Here is a 15,768-nt window from a genome sequence, read left to right on the forward strand (position 1 = left end):
ACCCGGCCGGCCGGGCTGGAGGCGCTTCCGCCGGGAGCCCCCCGCTTGCGCCGCATCAAGCTAGGGGGCATGGGAAGGTTGCGGCAAGCCGGAGTGCCGCCGCACCCTCGCCACAGTGCCGCCACACCCTCCAGCAGCCCGGAGCCAGCCCGCTTGGACACGGCCGCGCCTCCCCCAGCGTCCAAGCCCGGCCGATCTAAGCCGACGGATGCACGCCCGGCGGGCGGCCCCAACCGCCTATACCCGGTGCGCCGGCACCTGGCGCTGTTCGCCGCGGCCCTGGCGCTGCCCATCCTGGTCTTCGTCGCCGCCCTCTCGACCCGTTTCGCCACTGCGGAGCGGCACCGGCTGGAGGATGCGGCTCTCGATACCGCACGCGCCGTGGCGCTGGCGGTGGACCGCGATCTCAACGGCATGGCGGCGACCCTGAACCTGCTGGCCCTGTCGCCGCAGTTGCGCGCCGGGGACATCGCGGATTTCCATCGCCAGACCATCGAGCTGCGCGAGCGGCTGGGCGTGACGGCCGTGCTGCGCGACGCGACCGGCCGGCAGATCCTGAACGCCTGGCAGCCGGAGGGTGCGGCGCCGCCCGACATCTCGTCGCTGCCGAGCCCGAAGCCGGATGCGGACCGCGTCGTGGTGACGGATCTGTTCGAGGGCGTCGCCATGCAGACGCCGATGTTCGCGGTCGAACTGCCTGTGCCGGTGCCGGTGGAAGGCTGGGCGGCCCCGCTGTTCCTCAGCCTCAGCGCGCCGGCGACCCGCATCCGCCAGGTGCTGGAGGATCGCCAGGCGCCGGAAGGCTGGACGCTTGCCGTGGTGGATGGCGCCGGTCGCATCCTTGCGCGCAATGCGCGGCACGATGACTTCATCGGCCAATCCGCCACAGCCGATCTGCAGGTCAACACCACTGGTTGGGAGGGCACCTGGCGCGGCACCACGGCGGAGGGCACGGAGGTTCTCGGCACCTATGCGCGCTCCGCCATCGCCGGCTGGCGCATCGCCGTCGGCGTGCCGGATGCGGTGCTGACCTTGCCGCTGCGGCACACGCTGCTGCTGCTCGGCGGGGTCGGCGCGACCTTGGCAGGGCTTTCGGTGATGCTGGCGCTGCTGGTCGCGCACCGCATCGCCCGCCCGATGCGCCTGCTCGCCGCCCAGGCCGAGGCGATGGGGCGGGGGGAACAGGTGGCGCCGGTTCCGACGCGGGTCGACGAGGTCGCGGGCATCAGCGCCGCCCTCGCCGAGGCCGCCCGCAGCCTGCATGGGCGGGAGGAGGATCTGCGCCGCCTCAATGATGCTCTGGAGGCCCGAGTTGGCGAGCGCACCCGCGACCTGGCGGAAACCAACGCCCGGCTGATGGCCGCCGCCGCCGGCCGGGCCCGGGCGGAAGCGCAGCTCCGGCAATCGCAGAAGATGGAGGCGGTGGGCCGGCTGACCGGCGGCGTCGCGCATGATTTCAACAATCTGCTGACCGTGGTGCTGGGCAACCTGGCGCTCGCCCGCCGCCGCCTCGGCGAATTGCCCTGCACGCCGGCGGAGGAGCCGGTGCAGGATCGCCTGCGCCGCAGCCTCGACAATGCCGCAGAAGGCGCGAACCGGGCCGCGGCCCTGACCCAGCGGCTGCTCGCCTTCTCCCGCCAGCAGCCCTTGGCGCCGGAGGTGGTGGACGCCAACCGGCTCGTCGCCGGCATGTCCGATCTGCTTCGCCGCACCCTGGGCGAGGACATCGAGATCGAGACCGTGCTGGCAGGCGGGTTGTGGCGCACCCATGCCGACCCGAACCAGCTGGAATCCTCGCTGCTGAACCTGGCGGTGAATGCGCGCGACGCCATGACCGCCGGCGGCAAGCTGACCATCGAGACCGCGAACGTCCACCTGGACGAAGCGTATGTGGCGGGGCGGGAGGATCTGGCGCCCGGGCAGTATGTGGCGATCTGCGTCACCGACACCGGCACCGGCATGTCCGCCGAGGTCATCAGCCGGGCCTTCGAGCCGTTCTTCACCACCAAGCCCGTCGGCCAGGGTACCGGGCTCGGGCTGAGCCAGGTCTATGGCTTCGCCCGGCAATCCGGCGGCCATGCCGCGATCTACAGCGAGCCCGGGCAGGGCAGCACGGTGAAGCTGTACCTGCCCCGCCTGCGCGACGCCGAGGCCGCCGTCCTGCCGCGGCCGACGGAGGTTTCACGCCCGGCCCCCGATGTCGCCCATTCCGGCGGCGCCGTGCTCGTGGTCGAGGATGAGTCGATGGTGCGGGACTTCGCGGTGACGGCGCTGGAGGAGGCCGGCTACCGCGTGCTCGCCGCCGCCGATGGCCCGGCGGCGCTGGCGCTGCTGGAGGCCCACCCCGAGGTGTCGCTGCTGTTCACCGACGTGGTGCTGGCCGGACCGATGAACGGGCGCGAAGTGGCCGCGGCGGCGCTGGCGCGCCGGCCGCTGCTGCCGGTGCTGTTCACCACTGGCTACACGCGCAACGCCATCATCCACCAGGGCCGGCTGGACGAGGGCGTGAACTTTATCGGCAAGCCCTACACCGCCGTGGCGTTGCTGGACCGGGTGGGCCGGCTGCTGGTCTGACGGCCGGGCTGCGTCCGGGTCGGAACGGGGCCGGATTGCTGCCCTGGACGCAGGACCCGGGACAGGCCGCCGACCAGCGCCTCGGCGGCGCCGGTCCAGTCGGCCTGCGCGGCGCCCACCGCGGCGGCCTCGCGCCGCAGCGATGCGAGCCGGGCCGGGTCGAGCAGCCCGGCCAGCGCCTCGGCCAGCGCTTCCGCGTCCACCGCGGCGGCCAGCACGCCACCCGCGCCGGGCCGCACCTGTTCGCGCAGCCCACCGACCGGCGTGGCGACCACCGGGACCCCCATGGCCAGCGCCTGCGGCACGACGCCGGACTGGCTGGCCTCGCGATAGGGCAGCACCACCGCATCTGCGGCCGCCAGCAGGTCCGGGATTTCGGCTTCCGGCACCCACCGGCGTTCCAGATGCACGCCGGGCAGGCCCGCGAGATCGGCCCCCGCCTCACCTTCGCCCACCACGCGCAGGCTCACCCCCGGATGGGCGCGGTGCAGGATGCGAAACGCGTCGCGCAGCAGGTCCAGGCCCTTGTAGGTCTGCAGGCGGCCGAAGAACAGCAGTCGGAGCTGTCCCGGTGGGCTGGTGGGTCTTGCGGTGCGCGCCGGCGCGCGGCCCGCGAGCAGCGCCGGCAGCGGCATGCGGATCAGCGGCAACCCCGGCGCGCGGGCCGCGAGCGATGTGGCGACGGTGTCGGACAGCGCTACGGCGGCGCGTGCGCTGCCCAATTCCCGGCCCAGCCGCCAGTCCCAGGCCCAGGCCGGATCGCCCGGATGCGGCGCCGCATCGTGGATGACGGGGACGTAGGCGGGCCGCTTCTGCGACCGTGCCAGGCCAGGTGCCACCAGCGGAGTCCAGAGATGCGCCATGCTGGACACCACGACATCGGCGTCCTGCGCCAGCGCCAGGAACCGGCGGCGCAGCAGCGGAAGCCGGGCGAGGCCGGTAGCGAAGCCTGTCAGGTCACGGTAGGTGTCGACCATGGCAACAGGCTGTCGCAGCGCCTCGAATTCGCTCAGCATTTCGCCCTGCGCCGACAGCGACAGGCTCAGGTCGACATCCGGCCGTGCCGCCAGGGCGCGCGCCAGCCCGAGCGTGAATTGTGCGCCACCGCCTCGACGGCCCCAGTACCAAAGCAATACCCGCATGCGGCGGCGGTAACACCGCGAGACGACATGGAGAAATTAACTAATCGGGAGGTTGTCCGATTCCAGAGCCGCCTTGGTCCCGTTGCGGGATCATCACAAAGCTTTGCGGTGACTGATCGTTCTTCGCGGAAATTCATGCCTGCAAATCTACCGGAGGTTTCATGCTGCCCGACCTTGTCACATCTGCTGAATCCACGCTGCCGCTTCATGCCGTCGCCCCGACCAGCCTGCCGGCGCTGCTGGATCGACTGCCGCCGGTCGCCGCCAGCTTCCTTCGCGCCAGCGGCTTCACCGGCCGGGCGCAGGAATGGCAGCTTCTTCCGGGTGACTCCGGGCTGGCCGGCGCCGTGCTTGGCCTGGGCGAGGACAAATCGGCCGCCAGCAGCCCATGGGCCTTCGGCGCGCTGCCTTTCGCGCTTCCCGAGGACTCGACCTGGCGGATCGAGGGGGCGCCGGACCCGGTGGCGGCAACCCTCGGCTGGTGCCTCGGCGCCTACCGGTTCGCCGGGCTGAAATCGAAGCCGGGGCGGCGGCCGGCGCAATTGCTGGCGATGCCCGGCACCGAAGCGGCGCAGCAGCAGGCCGCCGCCATCCGGGCCGGGCGCGATCTGGTGAACCAGCCGGCCAATCACCTTGGCCCGGCCGAGCTGGCGGAAGCCGTGGGCCGCCTCGCCGCCGCCCATGGCGCGGCGTTCGAGGTGATTTCGGGCGAGGCGCTGGAGGCTGGCTTCCCCGCCGTCGCCGCCGTTGGCCAGGGCAGCCCGCGGGCGCCCCGCGTTGCCATCCTGCGCTGGCAGGGCGCCGCCGATGGTCCGCTGGTGGCGCTGTGCGGCAAGGGCGTGTGCTTCGACAGCGGCGGGCTGGACCTGAAGCCGGCCGCCGGCATGTTGCGCATGAAGAAGGACATGGGCGGCGCCGCGGCCATGATCGCGACGGCGGAGATGCTGATGCGCGCCCAGGCGCCGATTCGCCTGCTGCTGCTGGTCGGCGCGGTGGAGAACAGCGTCTCCGGCACCTCGTTCCGGCCGCTCGACGTCATCCGCACCCGCAAGGGACTGACGGTGGAGATCGGCAACACCGACGCGGAGGGCCGCCTGGTGCTGGCGGACCTGCTGGCCTACGCGGCTGAACTCCAGCCGGACCTGCTGCTGGACGCGGCGACGCTGACCGGCGCCGCCCGTGTCGCACTCGGGCCGGACCTGCCCGCCTTGTTCTGCAACGATGCCCCGCTGGCACAGGCCGTGCTGCAGGCCGGCCTCGATCATCACGATCCCGTGTGGCAGCTCCCGCTCGCGGAAAACTACGTTTCGTGGCTGGACAGTCCCATTGCGGACCTGAACAACGTCAGCAGCAAGCCGATGGCGGGCGCCGTGGTCGCGGCCCTGTTCCTGCGGCATTTCGTGCCGAAGGAGGTCCGCTGGGCACATCTGGACCTGTATGCGTGGAACGACTCGGGGCGCCCCGGACGCCCGGAGGGTGGAGAAATCCAGGCCGCGCGTGCGCTGGCCGCCGCAATTCCGGCGCTTGCGGCCGCGCAACGCCGGTAGACCGGTAACGAATTCGAGATGGAACAGGAACTTTCTGGCCCGCGGCGCTCTGACAAGGGCATGTCGGAGCAGCACCCTTCGCGAAGCGGGACAACATCGGGCGTGCCCCTGGCTGAAGCGGCGCCGCGGATCAGGCGGCGTCAGCCAGCCGCGGGCACGCCGAACAAGGATTAGACAGAATGGCGAACCAAGCATCGTCCGACCAATTGGTGGGAATCCTGCGCGACACGGTCGTGGCGCTAGTCCGCCGCGATGGGCCGGATCTTTCGGCCCGGCAACTGGGCGTGTTCCTCACGGTCTACCTGACCGACGGTCCGCATACCGTCCGCGGGCTGGCAGCCGAGTTGAACGTCTCCAAGCCTGCCATCACGCGCGCGCTGGACCGCCTGGGGGAACTCGACCTCGCGCGGCGGAAGGTCGACCCGATGGACCGCCGCAGCGTGCTGGTGCAGCGCACCCTCAAGGGCGCCGCCTTCCTGCGCGACATGCGCAGCATCATGACGCAGGCGGAGCAGACGGCGCGGGAGACGGTCGTGGCCGACAACGACGCCCGCAAGACCGGCTGAGCTCAGTAGCCCGCGGCGAAATCCACGAGGTTCATCAGCGGTGCCCCGGACCGCGCCCGCCGGAGGTTCTCGACCACCTGCGGCGCGGCACTTTCCGGGATGGTGATGCTGGCTGCATGCGGCGTCATCACCACGCGTGGATGCGCCCAGTAGGGGTGGTCCGCCGGTAGCGGCTCCGGCGCGAAGACATCCAGCGCCGCACCGGCTACCTGCCCGGACGCCAGCGCCGCCAGCAGATCCGCATCCACCACATGCCCACCCCTGGCCCCGTTTATCACGAAGGCGCCGCGCGGCAGCAGGCCGAGCAGCCGGGCGTCGATGAGGCCACGAGTCTCCGGCGTCAGCGGTAGCAGGCAGACCAGGATGCGGCTGCGCTTCGCCATGGCGTCCAGGCCTTCCAACCCGTGGAAGGTCTCCACCTCCGCCACCTGCCTCGGACGCCGCGACCAGCCCATCACGGGAAAGCCGAGGCCGCGCAGCAGGCCGGCGGCATGGGTGCCGAGTTCCCCCAGGCCGAGGAAGCCGACCGGCGTTTCCGCAGTCACCGGGGCCGGCAGTTCATGCCAGACCTTGTCGCGTTGCAGCTCGCGGTACTCCAGGTCCTGGCGGTGAAAACGCAGGACGTTCAGCAGCACCCACTCGCCCATCTGGCTGGTCAGCATGCGGTCCACCAGCCGCGCCACCGGGATGCCCGGCGGCGGACCCGGCGGCCGCAGCAGATGGTCCACGCCGGCACCCATGGAGACGATGAGGCGAAGGTTCGGGTAGCGGCGCAACTCTGCCATGTCATGCGCCGTCCAGACCACCGCGGCCTCGATCGCGGCCGGGTCGCCGGCATCGGGAAACATGCGGATCTCGAGCCCCGGGTTCAGCGCCAGCAGCGCGTCGCGCCACATCGCCATGGCGGCGGGCTTGGTGGACAGCAGCACGGCCATCAGGCGGCATCCTTCGTCAGGCTGGTTTCGCGATGGACCAACCGGGCGAAGCCGCGCCAGTCGTCGCGCCGGGCCGCGGCGAATTTCCGCCCGTCCGGCAGCTCGGCGTACAGGCTGAGCACGCCCTTGGCCCACAGCGCGTCGAAATGCTCCTCCGATTGCAGCGCCCAGGCCGTGGCGCGCTCGAACACGCCATCGCGGATGCGCGGCTGGACCTTCGACAGCCACCACCAGCAGCCGACCGCCAGGATCGCGCCGCCCAGGTAGTAGTGCACCAGCGCGGTGCCGGCGAAGGAGGTCACCAGGATGGTCGCGGCCGGCCAGATGTTCTCGCCGTAGCGGTACACCGGGCTGCCGGGCGAGTTCATCTTGCGGATATGCACCCCGAGCTTCACCTGCTGCGCATCCAGCAGCAGCTTCAGCCGGTCCAGCGGCGGCATCACCGCGTCCTCCGCCTCGCTCATGCGCGCACATCCCCCGGGATGGCGGCCAGGTCGAAGGCGGCGGCCATCAGGGCGCGCGTGTAGGGCTGTTGCGGCGCCTCGACAACCGCCTGCGCCTCGCCTTCCTCCACAACCCTTCCGTCCTTCAGCACGATGATGCGGTGGGCCAGCGCGCGGACCACGCGCAGGTCGTGCGAGATGAACAGATAGGCCAGCCTGTGGCGCGCCTGCAGGTCCCGCAGCAGGTCCACCACCTGCGCCTGGACCGAGACATCCAGCGCGCTGGTCGGCTCGTCCAGCACCACCAGCCGCGGCTTCAGCACCAGGGCGCGGGCGATGGCGATGCGCTGGCGCTGGCCGCCGCTGAACTCATGCGGGTAGCGGGCGAGCATCGAGGCATCGAGGCCCACCTCCTCCAGCACCGCGCCGACGCGCTGTTCCGACTCGCGGGGGGAAAGATTCTCATGCACCCGCAACCCCTCGCCGATGATCTCAGCCACCGTCATGCGGGGCGACAGGCTGCCATAGGGGTCTTGGAAGACGATCTGCATGCGCCGCCGCAGCGGCCGAAGCTGCTTGCGGGACAGGCCCTGGATGCCGCTGCCCTCGAAGGTGATCGGCCCCTCGCTGGATTCGAGGCGCAGCAGGGCGAGTCCGAGCGTGGTCTTGCCGCTGCCGCTTTCCCCCACCAGGCCCACCGTCTCACCCTCCCGGATGGAAAGGGAGACACCGTCCACGGCCTTCACCTGGCCGACGGTGCGCCGCAGGATGCCGGCCCGGATCGGGAAATGCACCTTCACCTGCTCGCCCTGGAGCAGCGTCTCCGCCCCGGGCGCCACCGGCTGCGGCCGGCCGCGCGGCTGGGTGGCGAGCAGCATCTTGGTGTAGTCGTGCTGCGGGTTGCCGAAGATCTCGGCCACCGGGCCGGTCTCCACCGCCTCCCCATGCCGCATCACCACCACGCGGTCGGCGTGGCGGCGGACGATCTGGAGGTCGTGCGTGATCAGCAGCACGGCCATGGACAACCGGCGCTTCAGGTCGGCCAGCAATTCCAGGATCTGCGCCTGGATGGTGACGTCCAGCGCCGTGGTCGGCTCGTCCGCGATCAGCAGCGCCGGGTCGTTGGCCAGCGCCACCGCGATCATCACCCGCTGCCGCTGGCCGCCGGACAACTGGTGCGGATAGGCGGTGAGGCGCGCCTCCGCCTGCGGAAAGCCGGCCCGCGTCAGCAACTCCACCACCCGGGCACGCAGCGCATCGCCGGACAGGTTGCGATGCAGGGTCACCGCCTCCGACACCTGGCGGCCCACCGTGTGCAGCGGGTTCAGCGAGGTCATCGGCTCCTGGAACACCATCCCCGCCACGCCGCCGCGCAGCCGCCGCAGCGCCTCGCCCTGCGCCGAGAGCACGTCGGTGCCGTCCAGCGTGATGCGGCCTTCCGGGTTGTGGCCGGCCCCGGCCAGCAGGCGCAGGCAGGACAGCGCGGTGACGGACTTGCCGCTGCCGCTCTCGCCGACCAGCGCTACCGTCTCACCCCGCGCCACGCTGAAGGACACGCCCCGCACCACGCGCTTCGTGCCGAAGGCGACGGACAGATCCTGCACGTCCAGCAACGGCGTCATGTGGCGCCACCCGGCAGCTTGCGCGGGTCGAAGGCATCGCGGACCGCCTCGCCCACGAAGATCAGCAGCGTCAGCATGCCTCCGAGCACGAAGAAGCCGGTGATCGCCAGCCACGGCGCCTGGAGGTTGTTCTTGCCCTGGTTCACCAGCTCCCCCAGCGAAGGCGAGCCCGGCGGCAGGCCGAACCCGAGAAAGTCCAGGCTGGCCAGCACGGTGACCGACCCCGAGAGGATGAACGGAAGAAACGTCAGCGTCGCCACCATCGCGTTGGGCAGGATGTGGCGCACCATCAGCGCCGTGTCGGAGACGCCGAGCGCGCGCGCCGCCCGCACGTAATCCAGGTTGCGGCCGCGCAGGAATTCCGCCCGCACCACGCCGGTCAGGCTCATCCAGGAGAACAGCAGCAGGAAGACCAGCAGGGTGAGGAAGCTCGGCTCGATGACGCTGGCCAGGATGATGAGCAGGTACAACTGCGGCATCCCCGACCAGACCTCGATGAAGCGCTGGAAGCCGAGATCGACCCAGCCGCCGTAATACCCCTGCACTGCCCCCGCCGCGATGCCGACCACCGAACTGACAAGGGTCAGCGTGAAGCCGAACAGCACGGACAGGCGGAAGCCGTAGATCACCCGCGCCAGCACGTCCCGGCTCTGGTCATCCGTGCCCAGCCAGTTTTGCGCGGAGGGCGGCGCCGGCGAGGGCTGGCCTACGTCGCGCACCACGGAATCGTGCCGGTAGGGGATCAGCGGCCAGATCGCCCAGCCGCCACGTTCCTCGAACTCCGCCCGCAATTCCGGGTCGTGCCAATCCATGGTGATAGGCAGGCCGTCCGGCAGCACGTCGCTTTCGGCATATCCGCCGACCGCCACCGGGAACAGCCAGCGATCCTCGATGCGCGCCACCAGGGGCCGGTCATTCGCCAGGAATTCGGCGAACAGGGTCAGCAGGAACAGCACCAGGAAGATCCACAGCGACCAGTAGCCGCGACGGTTCGCCTTGAAGTTGGCGATGCGGCGCTGCGTGATGGGAGTCATCGGCGCGCCTCGAAGTCGATGCGCGGATCGACCACGGTGTACATCACGTCGCCCACGATCTGCAGGATCAGGCCGAGCAGCGTGAAGATGTACAGCGTGCCGAACATGATCGGATAGTCGCGCCGGATCGCCGCCTCGAACCCCAGCAAACCGAGCCCATCCAGCGAGAACACGATCTCCACCAGCAGCGCGCCGGTGAACAGGATGCTGATGAAGGCGGCCGGGAAGCCGGCGATGATCAGCAGCATCGCGTTGCGGAACACGTGGCCGTACAGGATGCGGGTTTCCGTGTTGCCCTTGGCGCGGGCGGTGACGACGTAGTGCTTGCCGATCTCGTCCAGGAAGGCGTTCTTGGTCAGCATGGTCAGTCCGGCAAAGCCGCCGATCACCAGCGCCAGCGTCGGCAGCGCCATGTGCCAGGCATAATCAAGCGCCCGCTGCCAGAACGGCCATAGCTCCGACCCGGAACTCGATAATCCCCGCAGCGGAAACCACTGCAGGAAGGACCCGCCGGCGAACAGCACCACGAGCAGGATCGCGAACAGGAAGCCCGGAATCGCATAGCCCACCAGCACCACGCCACTGGTCCAGATATCGAACCTCGTGCCGTCCTTCACGGCCTTCCGAATGCCGAGCGGGATCGACACCAGGTAGATGATCAGCGTCGACCACAGCCCGAGCGAGATCGAGACCGGCATCTTCTCCAGGATCAGGTCCACCACCGGGCGATCGCGGAACAGGCTCCGCCCGAAATCGAAGGTGAGATACCCCGCCATCATCTCGCCAAAGCGGACATGCGCCGGCTTGTCGAAGCCGAAGATCTGCTCGATCTCCGCCACGATCGCCGGGTCCAGCCCCCGCGCCCCGCGATAGGTGCCGACCGGCCCCTCCCCCGACCCGCCTGGCCCGGCCCCACCCGGCGCCCGCGTCTCCCCCGGACCCTCCCCGGTCAGGCGCCCGAGCGTCTGCCCCTCGCCCCGCAACTCCGCCAGCATCTGCTCCACCGGGCCACCCGGCGCGAACTGCACGACAGCGAAATTGATCAGGATGATGCCGAGCAGCGTCGGCACCACGAGCAACAGGCGACGGAGGATGTAGGCGGCCATGGGTTGCGCTTAGTGGTTTGCAAGGAGGGCTCTGCCCTTCCTGCACCCACCCGCCAAGGGGCAGTGGCCCCTTGGAACCCTTCGAATCATGAGCAGGATGGAAGAGGGGCCGGAGCGCGCGACGAACATGCGGTCCCTCTGCGCCCCTCTCCCATCCTGCTCAAGGTCCCGGCGGTCCAGGTGGCCCTGCCACCTGGTCGGGGGGTGCCGGGAGGCGGACAGCCCCCTGGCGAACCACAAGCGCCCCACTGCCACCTACAGCGCCCGGCGCGCGTTGGTCAGGGCCGTCTCGCGCGCGGCGTCGACCCACCAGGTGTCCAGGCCGAGGCCGTAGCGCGGGTTGCGTTCGGGGCGGCCGAACTTGTCCCAGAAGGCGATGCGGAAGCTGCGGCTGTGCCAGTTCGGGATCATGAAGTTGTTCCACAGCAGCACGCGGTCCAGCGCGCGGGTGCGGGCGATGAGTTGGTCACGGTCCGGCGCGTTGATGACCAGTTCGACCAGCTCGTCGATCACCGGGTCGCAGATGCCGGCGATGTTCTGGCTGCCGTTCTCCCGCGCCTTGGCGCAGGTGAAGAAGTCGCGCTGTTCGTTGCCGGGGGACAGCGACTGGCCGATGACGTCGACGGTCATGTCGTAGTCGAAGGCATCCGTACGCGCCTGGTACTGCGAGGGATCCACGGTGCGGACGCGCACGCTCATCCCGACGCGTTCCAGCGCCTGGACGTAGGGCAGCGCGATGCGCTCGAAGGTGGCGCCCTGCAGCAGGATCTCGAATTCAAAGGGCTGGCCCTGCGGCCCGACCAGGCGCCGGTTCTGCACGCGCCAGCCGGCTTCCTGCAGCAGGCGCAGCGCGGTGCGCAGGCCTTCGCGGTTGTTGCCGGAGCCATCGGTGACCGGCAGCTTGTATTCGGCGGTGAAGACCTCCGGCGGAATGCGGCCACGGAAGGGCTCCAGCACCGCGAGTTCCGCGCCCGTTGGCAGGCCGGAGGAGGCCAGTTCGGAGTTCGAGAAGTAGGATTGGGTGCGGGTGTAGGTGCCGAAGAACAGGTTGCGGTTCATCCACTCGTAGTCGAACAGCTCGATCAGCGCGCGGCGGACGCGGGCATCCTGGAACAGCGGCCGGCGCAGGTTCACGGCGAAGGCCTGCATGCCGGTGGGCAGTTCGTGGCGCAGCTCGTCCTGCTTCGCGAGGCCCGCGCGCATGGCGGGGAAGTCGTAGCCGGTGGCCCAGTCGCGGGCGCTGTTTTCCGTGCGGAAGTCGATCTGGCCGGCCTTGAAGGCTTCCAGCGCCACGGTGGTATCGCGGAAGTATTCGAAGCGTTGCCGGTCGAAGTTCTGCGTGCCCTTCTGCGACGGGATGTCGCGCGCCCACCAATCCGGCACGCGGGCGTAGACCAGGCTGCGCCCGGCCTCGAAGCGTTCCAGCCGATAGGGGCCGGAGCCCAGCGGCGGGTCGAGCAGCGGCCGGGTGAAGTCCCGGCCTTCCCACCAATGCGCCGGCAGCACCGGCATCTGGCCCAGGATCAGGCCGAGCTCCCGGTTCTCGGTGCTGCGAAAGCGGAAGGTGGCGCGGCGTTCACCCTCCGCCACCACCTCCGTCACGTCGCCCCAGTAGGACCGGAAGAAGGGGCGGCCATGGGTGCGCAGCGCGTTGAAGGTGAAGACCACGTCGGCGGCAGTGACCGGCCTGCCGTCATGCCAGCGCGCCATCGGGTTCAGGTCGAAGCTGATCGAGAGGCGGTCGGCCGGCAGGTCGATCCACTGTGCGAGGTAGGGGTATTCGGTGCTGGCCTCGTCCGTGCTGTTGGCCAGCAGCGTGTCGTAGATCAGGTTCAGCCCGACCGCGGGCGTGCCGCGCAGCACGAACTGGTTGAAGGTGTCGAAGGACCCCAACGCGGTCAGCGCGATCTCGCCGCCCTTCGGCGCCGTGGGGTTCACCCAGGGAAAGTGTGGGAAGTCCACCGGCAGCGCGGGTTCGCCCAGCAGTGACAGCGCATGGGTGCGGATCGCATCCCCCGGGGCGGCGCTGCCGCCGGCGGGGGTGGCGGCATGCAGGGCGCCCGGCGCAAGGCCGAGGGCGGCGGAGAGGGTCAGCAGGTCGCGTCGGCGCATGGCAGGTAGATTGGGGGCTGCTGCGGGCCAGGGCAACCGCCGCGGTTGGATCAGGCGGTGAGCAGGCCCGAAACTTCCGGCAGCATGGCCGGGTCGCCAAGGGCGAGGACCGTGCCGTCACCATCCAGGCGCAGCGGGCGGCCGGACCAGTCCGTGCAGCTGCCGCCGGCCCCCTCGATGACCGGCACCAGGGCCGCCCAGTCCCAGGGCTTCATGGTGGCATCCACCACGGCATCCACCAGGCCAAGCGCCAGCAGGCCGTAGGCGTAGCAATCCCCGCCCCAGGTGGTGCGCCGTGCCGCGGCCTTGACGGCGGCGAAACGCGGCGCGGTGGCCGCATCGAACATGTCGGGCGAGGTGCAGGACAGTTCCGCCGCGGACAGGGACGAGCAGGGCCGGCAGCGCGGCGTGCCGCCGAAGCCGGAGCGGAACGTGGTGGGCTGGCCGGCAACGCCGATCCAGCGCTCGCCCGTGGTCGGCTGGTCGATCAGGCCGAGCACCGGAACGCCGTGGTGCAGAAGGCCGATCAGCGTGCCGAACAGCGGCCGGCCGGTGACGAAGGCCCGGGTGCCGTCGATCGGGTCCAGCACCCAGACCCATTCGGCATCCGGGTTGGTCTCCCCGTATTCCTCGCCGATCACGCCGTGGCCGGGCAGGTTTACGGCCAGAAGCGCGCGGATGGCACGTTCCGCCGCGCGATCCGCCTCCGTCACCGGGCTGGCATCGCCCTTGGCCTCGACCAGCAGGGCGGAGCGGAACAGGGGGCGGATGACGGCACCGGCGGCCTCCGCCGCGGCTTCGGCAACGGCGACGAAATCCGCGGCCTGGCTCAGGGTAGCGGCGCCGGTTCGGACGACAAGGTCCGCAGGAACGCGATGAGATCGGCGCGCTGGCTGGTGCTGGACATGCCCGCATAGGCCATGCGCGTGCCCGGCATCGCGGCCGAGGGACGCGCGATAAAGGCGTTCAGCGACTCGTAGTCCCACGGCTTGCCGGCCAGGGCGCGGTTGGCGGCGGAGTAGTTGAAGCCTTCCACAGCCGCATGGTCGCGGTTGACGATGTTCCAGAGATTAGGCCCGACGCCATTCGGTCCGCCCTGGACGAAGTTGTGGCACGACGCGCAGGCGCGCTGGGCTACCTGGCGCCCGGTGTCGGCATTCGCCGCGGCCAGCAGCGGCCCGATCGGCTCCAGCGCCGGAGTCGCCGGGGCGGCGGCGGCGGCAGGTTCCGGTGTTGCCACTTGGATGGCGCTGGTTTCCAGCCGGCGCGGACTGACGATGGCCCCGCCGATGACGCCGGACACCATGAACACGACGCCAGCCGTCAGGACGGCGGCAAAAACCTTGTTGGCTTCCAGACTCATCCGGGAGTGGACCCTTCGTAAGCGCAATGCGGACCCGCCCCGGCGACTTGCGCCCGGCCCGGCCTGCCGTAAAACCTGCCGGACAATATAGGCGCGCCCCGGTGACGACAACCCGCGGTGCTTGCAGGACCACCGATCCGCCATGAGCATCTCCGAAGCCGGCATCATCGCCTTCCAGGGCCAGCCCGGCGCCTATTCCGACCTGGCCTGCCGCCAAGCCTATCCAGGCTGGACCACCCTGCCCTGCGCCAGCTTCGAGGCAGCGATCGAGGCGGTGCGCGAGCATCGCGCGGGCCTTGCCATGCTGCCATGCGAGAATTCGCTCGCCGGCCGGGTGCCAGACATCCACCGCCTGCTGCCGGACAGCGGCCTGCATGTGGTGGGGGAGCATTTCGAGCGGGTGGAGCACTGCCTGCTGGCGCCCAAGGGCGCCTCCATAGCCACGCTGAAGCGCGCCCACAGCCACCCGGTCGCGCTTGGCCAAGTGTTGAACCTGCTGAAGGAGCTGCGCCTGACGCCGGTGATCGAGGCCGATACCGCCGGCGCGGCCGGGCTGATCGCGGAGCGCGGCGGGGTGGAGGATGCCGCAATCGCGTCCGAGCTTGCGGCGCAGATCTACGGGCTGGAGGTGCTGCGGAAGAATGTGGAGGATGCGGCGCACAACACCACGCGCTTCTATGTCTGTTCCCGCACCCCGCTGGCGCCGCCCTTCCCGGAGGGCGACTGGGTGACGTCCTTCGTCTTCCGTGTCCGCAACATCCCGGCGGCGCTGTACAAGGCGCTCGGTGGCTTCGCGACCAACGGCGTGAACATGACCAAGCTGGAAAGCTACATGGTCGGCGGCGCCTTCACCGCGACGCAGTTCCTCGCCGATGTCGATGGCCGGCCGGACGAGCCGGGCCTGGCGCGGGCGCTGGAGGAGCTTTCCTATTTCTCGGCCGACCTGCGGGTTCTCGGCACTTACCGCGCACATCCGCTGCGGCTGGCCCAGCGGGAGGGCAACTGAAAACGGCTGCCCTGGACGCAGAAAACCCCCGAGGCGCAGGCCCCGGGGGTTTTCTTTTGCTCAGGGTCCGGCGTGGCGGCCCGGCGGCGACCTACTCTCCCGAGCCTTGAGGCTCAGTACCATGGGCGCTGGGGTGTTTCACGTCCGAGTTCGGGATGGGATCGGGTGTATCATCCCCGCGATGGCCACCGGGCCACCAGGCCGGACCCTGAGTCTGGCAAATCTGGAATTGGTTGTGTCGTGCAGCGCGTGTGTTGCGCGGCTTGGTGCTGCGTGTGGTGCCATGCCTTTCGGCAAGGCTACGCAGTGGTGGGACTA

General features: G+C 70.3%; 13 protein-coding genes and 1 rRNA gene. 4 read left to right on the forward strand and 10 right to left on the reverse strand.

What is annotated here, in order from left to right; all coding sequences use genetic code 11:
* Window positions 1-246 precede the first annotated feature (246 nt).
* Entirely contained in the window at window positions 247-2,574 is a 2,328-nt protein-coding gene (locus ACLF3G_RS25410) for an ATP-binding protein (protein ID WP_430672197.1), read from the forward strand.
* Here ACLF3G_RS25410 and ACLF3G_RS25415 read toward each other — a convergent pair.
* Complete coding sequence (locus ACLF3G_RS25415; RefSeq protein ID WP_430672198.1) at window positions 2,526-3,716, reverse strand: glycosyltransferase family 4 protein; 1,191 nt, start codon at window positions 3,714-3,716, stop codon at window positions 2,526-2,528. The genes ACLF3G_RS25410 and ACLF3G_RS25415 overlap by 49 nt on opposite strands.
* Window positions 3,717-3,877: 161 nt before the next feature.
* On the opposite strand from ACLF3G_RS25415, the gene ACLF3G_RS25420 reads away from it, so the two are divergent.
* Window positions 3,878-5,263, forward strand: coding sequence for a leucyl aminopeptidase family protein (locus ACLF3G_RS25420; RefSeq protein WP_430672199.1), 1,386 nt, complete (start codon window positions 3,878-3,880; stop codon window positions 5,261-5,263).
* Between the two features lie 179 nt (window positions 5,264-5,442).
* Window positions 5,443-5,829: a MarR family transcriptional regulator gene (locus tag ACLF3G_RS25425; RefSeq protein WP_430672200.1), complete on the forward strand. Its 387-nt coding sequence runs from the start codon at window positions 5,443-5,445 to the stop codon at window positions 5,827-5,829.
* Between the two features lie 2 nt (window positions 5,830-5,831).
* Here ACLF3G_RS25425 and ACLF3G_RS25430 read toward each other — a convergent pair whose 3' ends face one another.
* From ACLF3G_RS25430 to ACLF3G_RS25465, 8 genes are all read right to left on the reverse strand, one after another.
* Complete coding sequence (locus ACLF3G_RS25430; RefSeq protein WP_430672201.1) at window positions 5,832-6,764, reverse strand: 2-hydroxyacid dehydrogenase; 933 nt, start codon at window positions 6,762-6,764, stop codon at window positions 5,832-5,834.
* Entirely contained in the window at window positions 6,764-7,228 is a 465-nt protein-coding gene (locus ACLF3G_RS25435; RefSeq protein ID WP_430672202.1) for a hypothetical protein, read from the reverse strand. The genes ACLF3G_RS25430 and ACLF3G_RS25435 overlap by 1 nt, the downstream gene beginning before the upstream one ends.
* The gene (locus ACLF3G_RS25440) at window positions 7,225-8,829 is read right to left on the reverse strand and encodes an ABC transporter ATP-binding protein (protein ID WP_430672203.1); all 1,605 of its coding nucleotides are present in this window, start codon (window positions 8,827-8,829) and stop codon (window positions 7,225-7,227) included. Before ACLF3G_RS25440 ends, ACLF3G_RS25435 begins: the two co-directional genes overlap by 4 nt.
* Window positions 8,826-9,863: an ABC transporter permease gene (locus tag ACLF3G_RS25445; RefSeq protein ID WP_430672204.1), complete on the reverse strand. Its 1,038-nt coding sequence runs from the start codon at window positions 9,861-9,863 to the stop codon at window positions 8,826-8,828. Before ACLF3G_RS25445 ends, ACLF3G_RS25440 begins: the two co-directional genes overlap by 4 nt.
* Window positions 9,860-10,969: a microcin C ABC transporter permease YejB gene (locus ACLF3G_RS25450; protein ID WP_430672205.1), complete on the reverse strand. Its 1,110-nt coding sequence runs from the start codon at window positions 10,967-10,969 to the stop codon at window positions 9,860-9,862. Before ACLF3G_RS25450 ends, ACLF3G_RS25445 begins: the two co-directional genes overlap by 4 nt.
* A 255-nt stretch (window positions 10,970-11,224) precedes the next feature.
* Window positions 11,225-13,081, reverse strand: coding sequence for an extracellular solute-binding protein (locus ACLF3G_RS25455; RefSeq protein ID WP_430672206.1), 1,857 nt, complete (start codon window positions 13,079-13,081; stop codon window positions 11,225-11,227).
* Window positions 13,082-13,131: 50 nt separating this feature from the next.
* A complete protein-coding gene (gene hisN, locus ACLF3G_RS25460) occupies window positions 13,132-13,914 on the reverse strand; it encodes a histidinol-phosphatase (RefSeq protein ID WP_430672210.1) in 783 nt (260 codons plus the stop codon).
* Window positions 13,911-14,444, reverse strand: a complete 534-nt coding sequence (locus ACLF3G_RS25465) for a c-type cytochrome (RefSeq protein ID WP_430672207.1) — start codon at window positions 14,442-14,444, stop codon at window positions 13,911-13,913. The genes hisN and ACLF3G_RS25465 overlap by 4 nt, the downstream gene beginning before the upstream one ends.
* Window positions 14,445-14,586: 142 nt before the next feature.
* Here ACLF3G_RS25465 and ACLF3G_RS25470 point away from each other — a divergent pair, with 142 nt between their 5' ends.
* Window positions 14,587-15,450: a prephenate dehydratase gene (locus ACLF3G_RS25470; protein ID WP_430672208.1), complete on the forward strand. Its 864-nt coding sequence runs from the start codon at window positions 14,587-14,589 to the stop codon at window positions 15,448-15,450.
* Window positions 15,451-15,528: 78 nt separating this feature from the next.
* Here the strand turns inward: ACLF3G_RS25470 and rrf are convergent.
* A 5S ribosomal RNA gene (gene rrf / locus ACLF3G_RS25475) occupies window positions 15,529-15,643 on the reverse strand.
* Window positions 15,644-15,768: the final 125 nt, after the last annotated feature.

The organism is Falsiroseomonas sp. HC035 (assembly GCF_050563525.1).
In the GTDB taxonomy this organism is placed as follows: domain Bacteria; phylum Pseudomonadota; class Alphaproteobacteria; order Acetobacterales; family Acetobacteraceae; genus Falsiroseomonas.

Coding starts and splice junctions, on each gene's coding strand:
- ACLF3G_RS25470 (WP_430672208.1), top strand. CDS start 14,587: ATGAGCATCTCCGAAGCCGGCATCATCGCCTTCCAGGGCCAGCCCGGC.
- ACLF3G_RS25435 (WP_430672202.1), bottom strand. CDS start 7,228: ATGAGCGAGGCGGAGGACGCGGTGATGCCGCCGCTGGACCGGCTGAAG.
- ACLF3G_RS25440 (WP_430672203.1), bottom strand. CDS start 8,829: ATGACGCCGTTGCTGGACGTGCAGGATCTGTCCGTCGCCTTCGGCACG.
- ACLF3G_RS25420 (WP_430672199.1), top strand. CDS start 3,878: ATGCTGCCCGACCTTGTCACATCTGCTGAATCCACGCTGCCGCTTCAT.
- ACLF3G_RS25415 (WP_430672198.1), bottom strand. CDS start 3,716: ATGCGGGTATTGCTTTGGTACTGGGGCCGTCGAGGCGGTGGCGCACAA.
- ACLF3G_RS25425 (WP_430672200.1), top strand. CDS start 5,443: ATGGCGAACCAAGCATCGTCCGACCAATTGGTGGGAATCCTGCGCGAC.
- ACLF3G_RS25430 (WP_430672201.1), bottom strand. CDS start 6,764: ATGGCCGTGCTGCTGTCCACCAAGCCCGCCGCCATGGCGATGTGGCGC.
- ACLF3G_RS25450 (WP_430672205.1), bottom strand. CDS start 10,969: ATGGCCGCCTACATCCTCCGTCGCCTGTTGCTCGTGGTGCCGACGCTG.
- ACLF3G_RS25465 (WP_430672207.1), bottom strand. CDS start 14,444: ATGAGTCTGGAAGCCAACAAGGTTTTTGCCGCCGTCCTGACGGCTGGC.
- ACLF3G_RS25445 (WP_430672204.1), bottom strand. CDS start 9,863: ATGACTCCCATCACGCAGCGCCGCATCGCCAACTTCAAGGCGAACCGT.
- ACLF3G_RS25455 (WP_430672206.1), bottom strand. CDS start 13,081: ATGCGCCGACGCGACCTGCTGACCCTCTCCGCCGCCCTCGGCCTTGCG.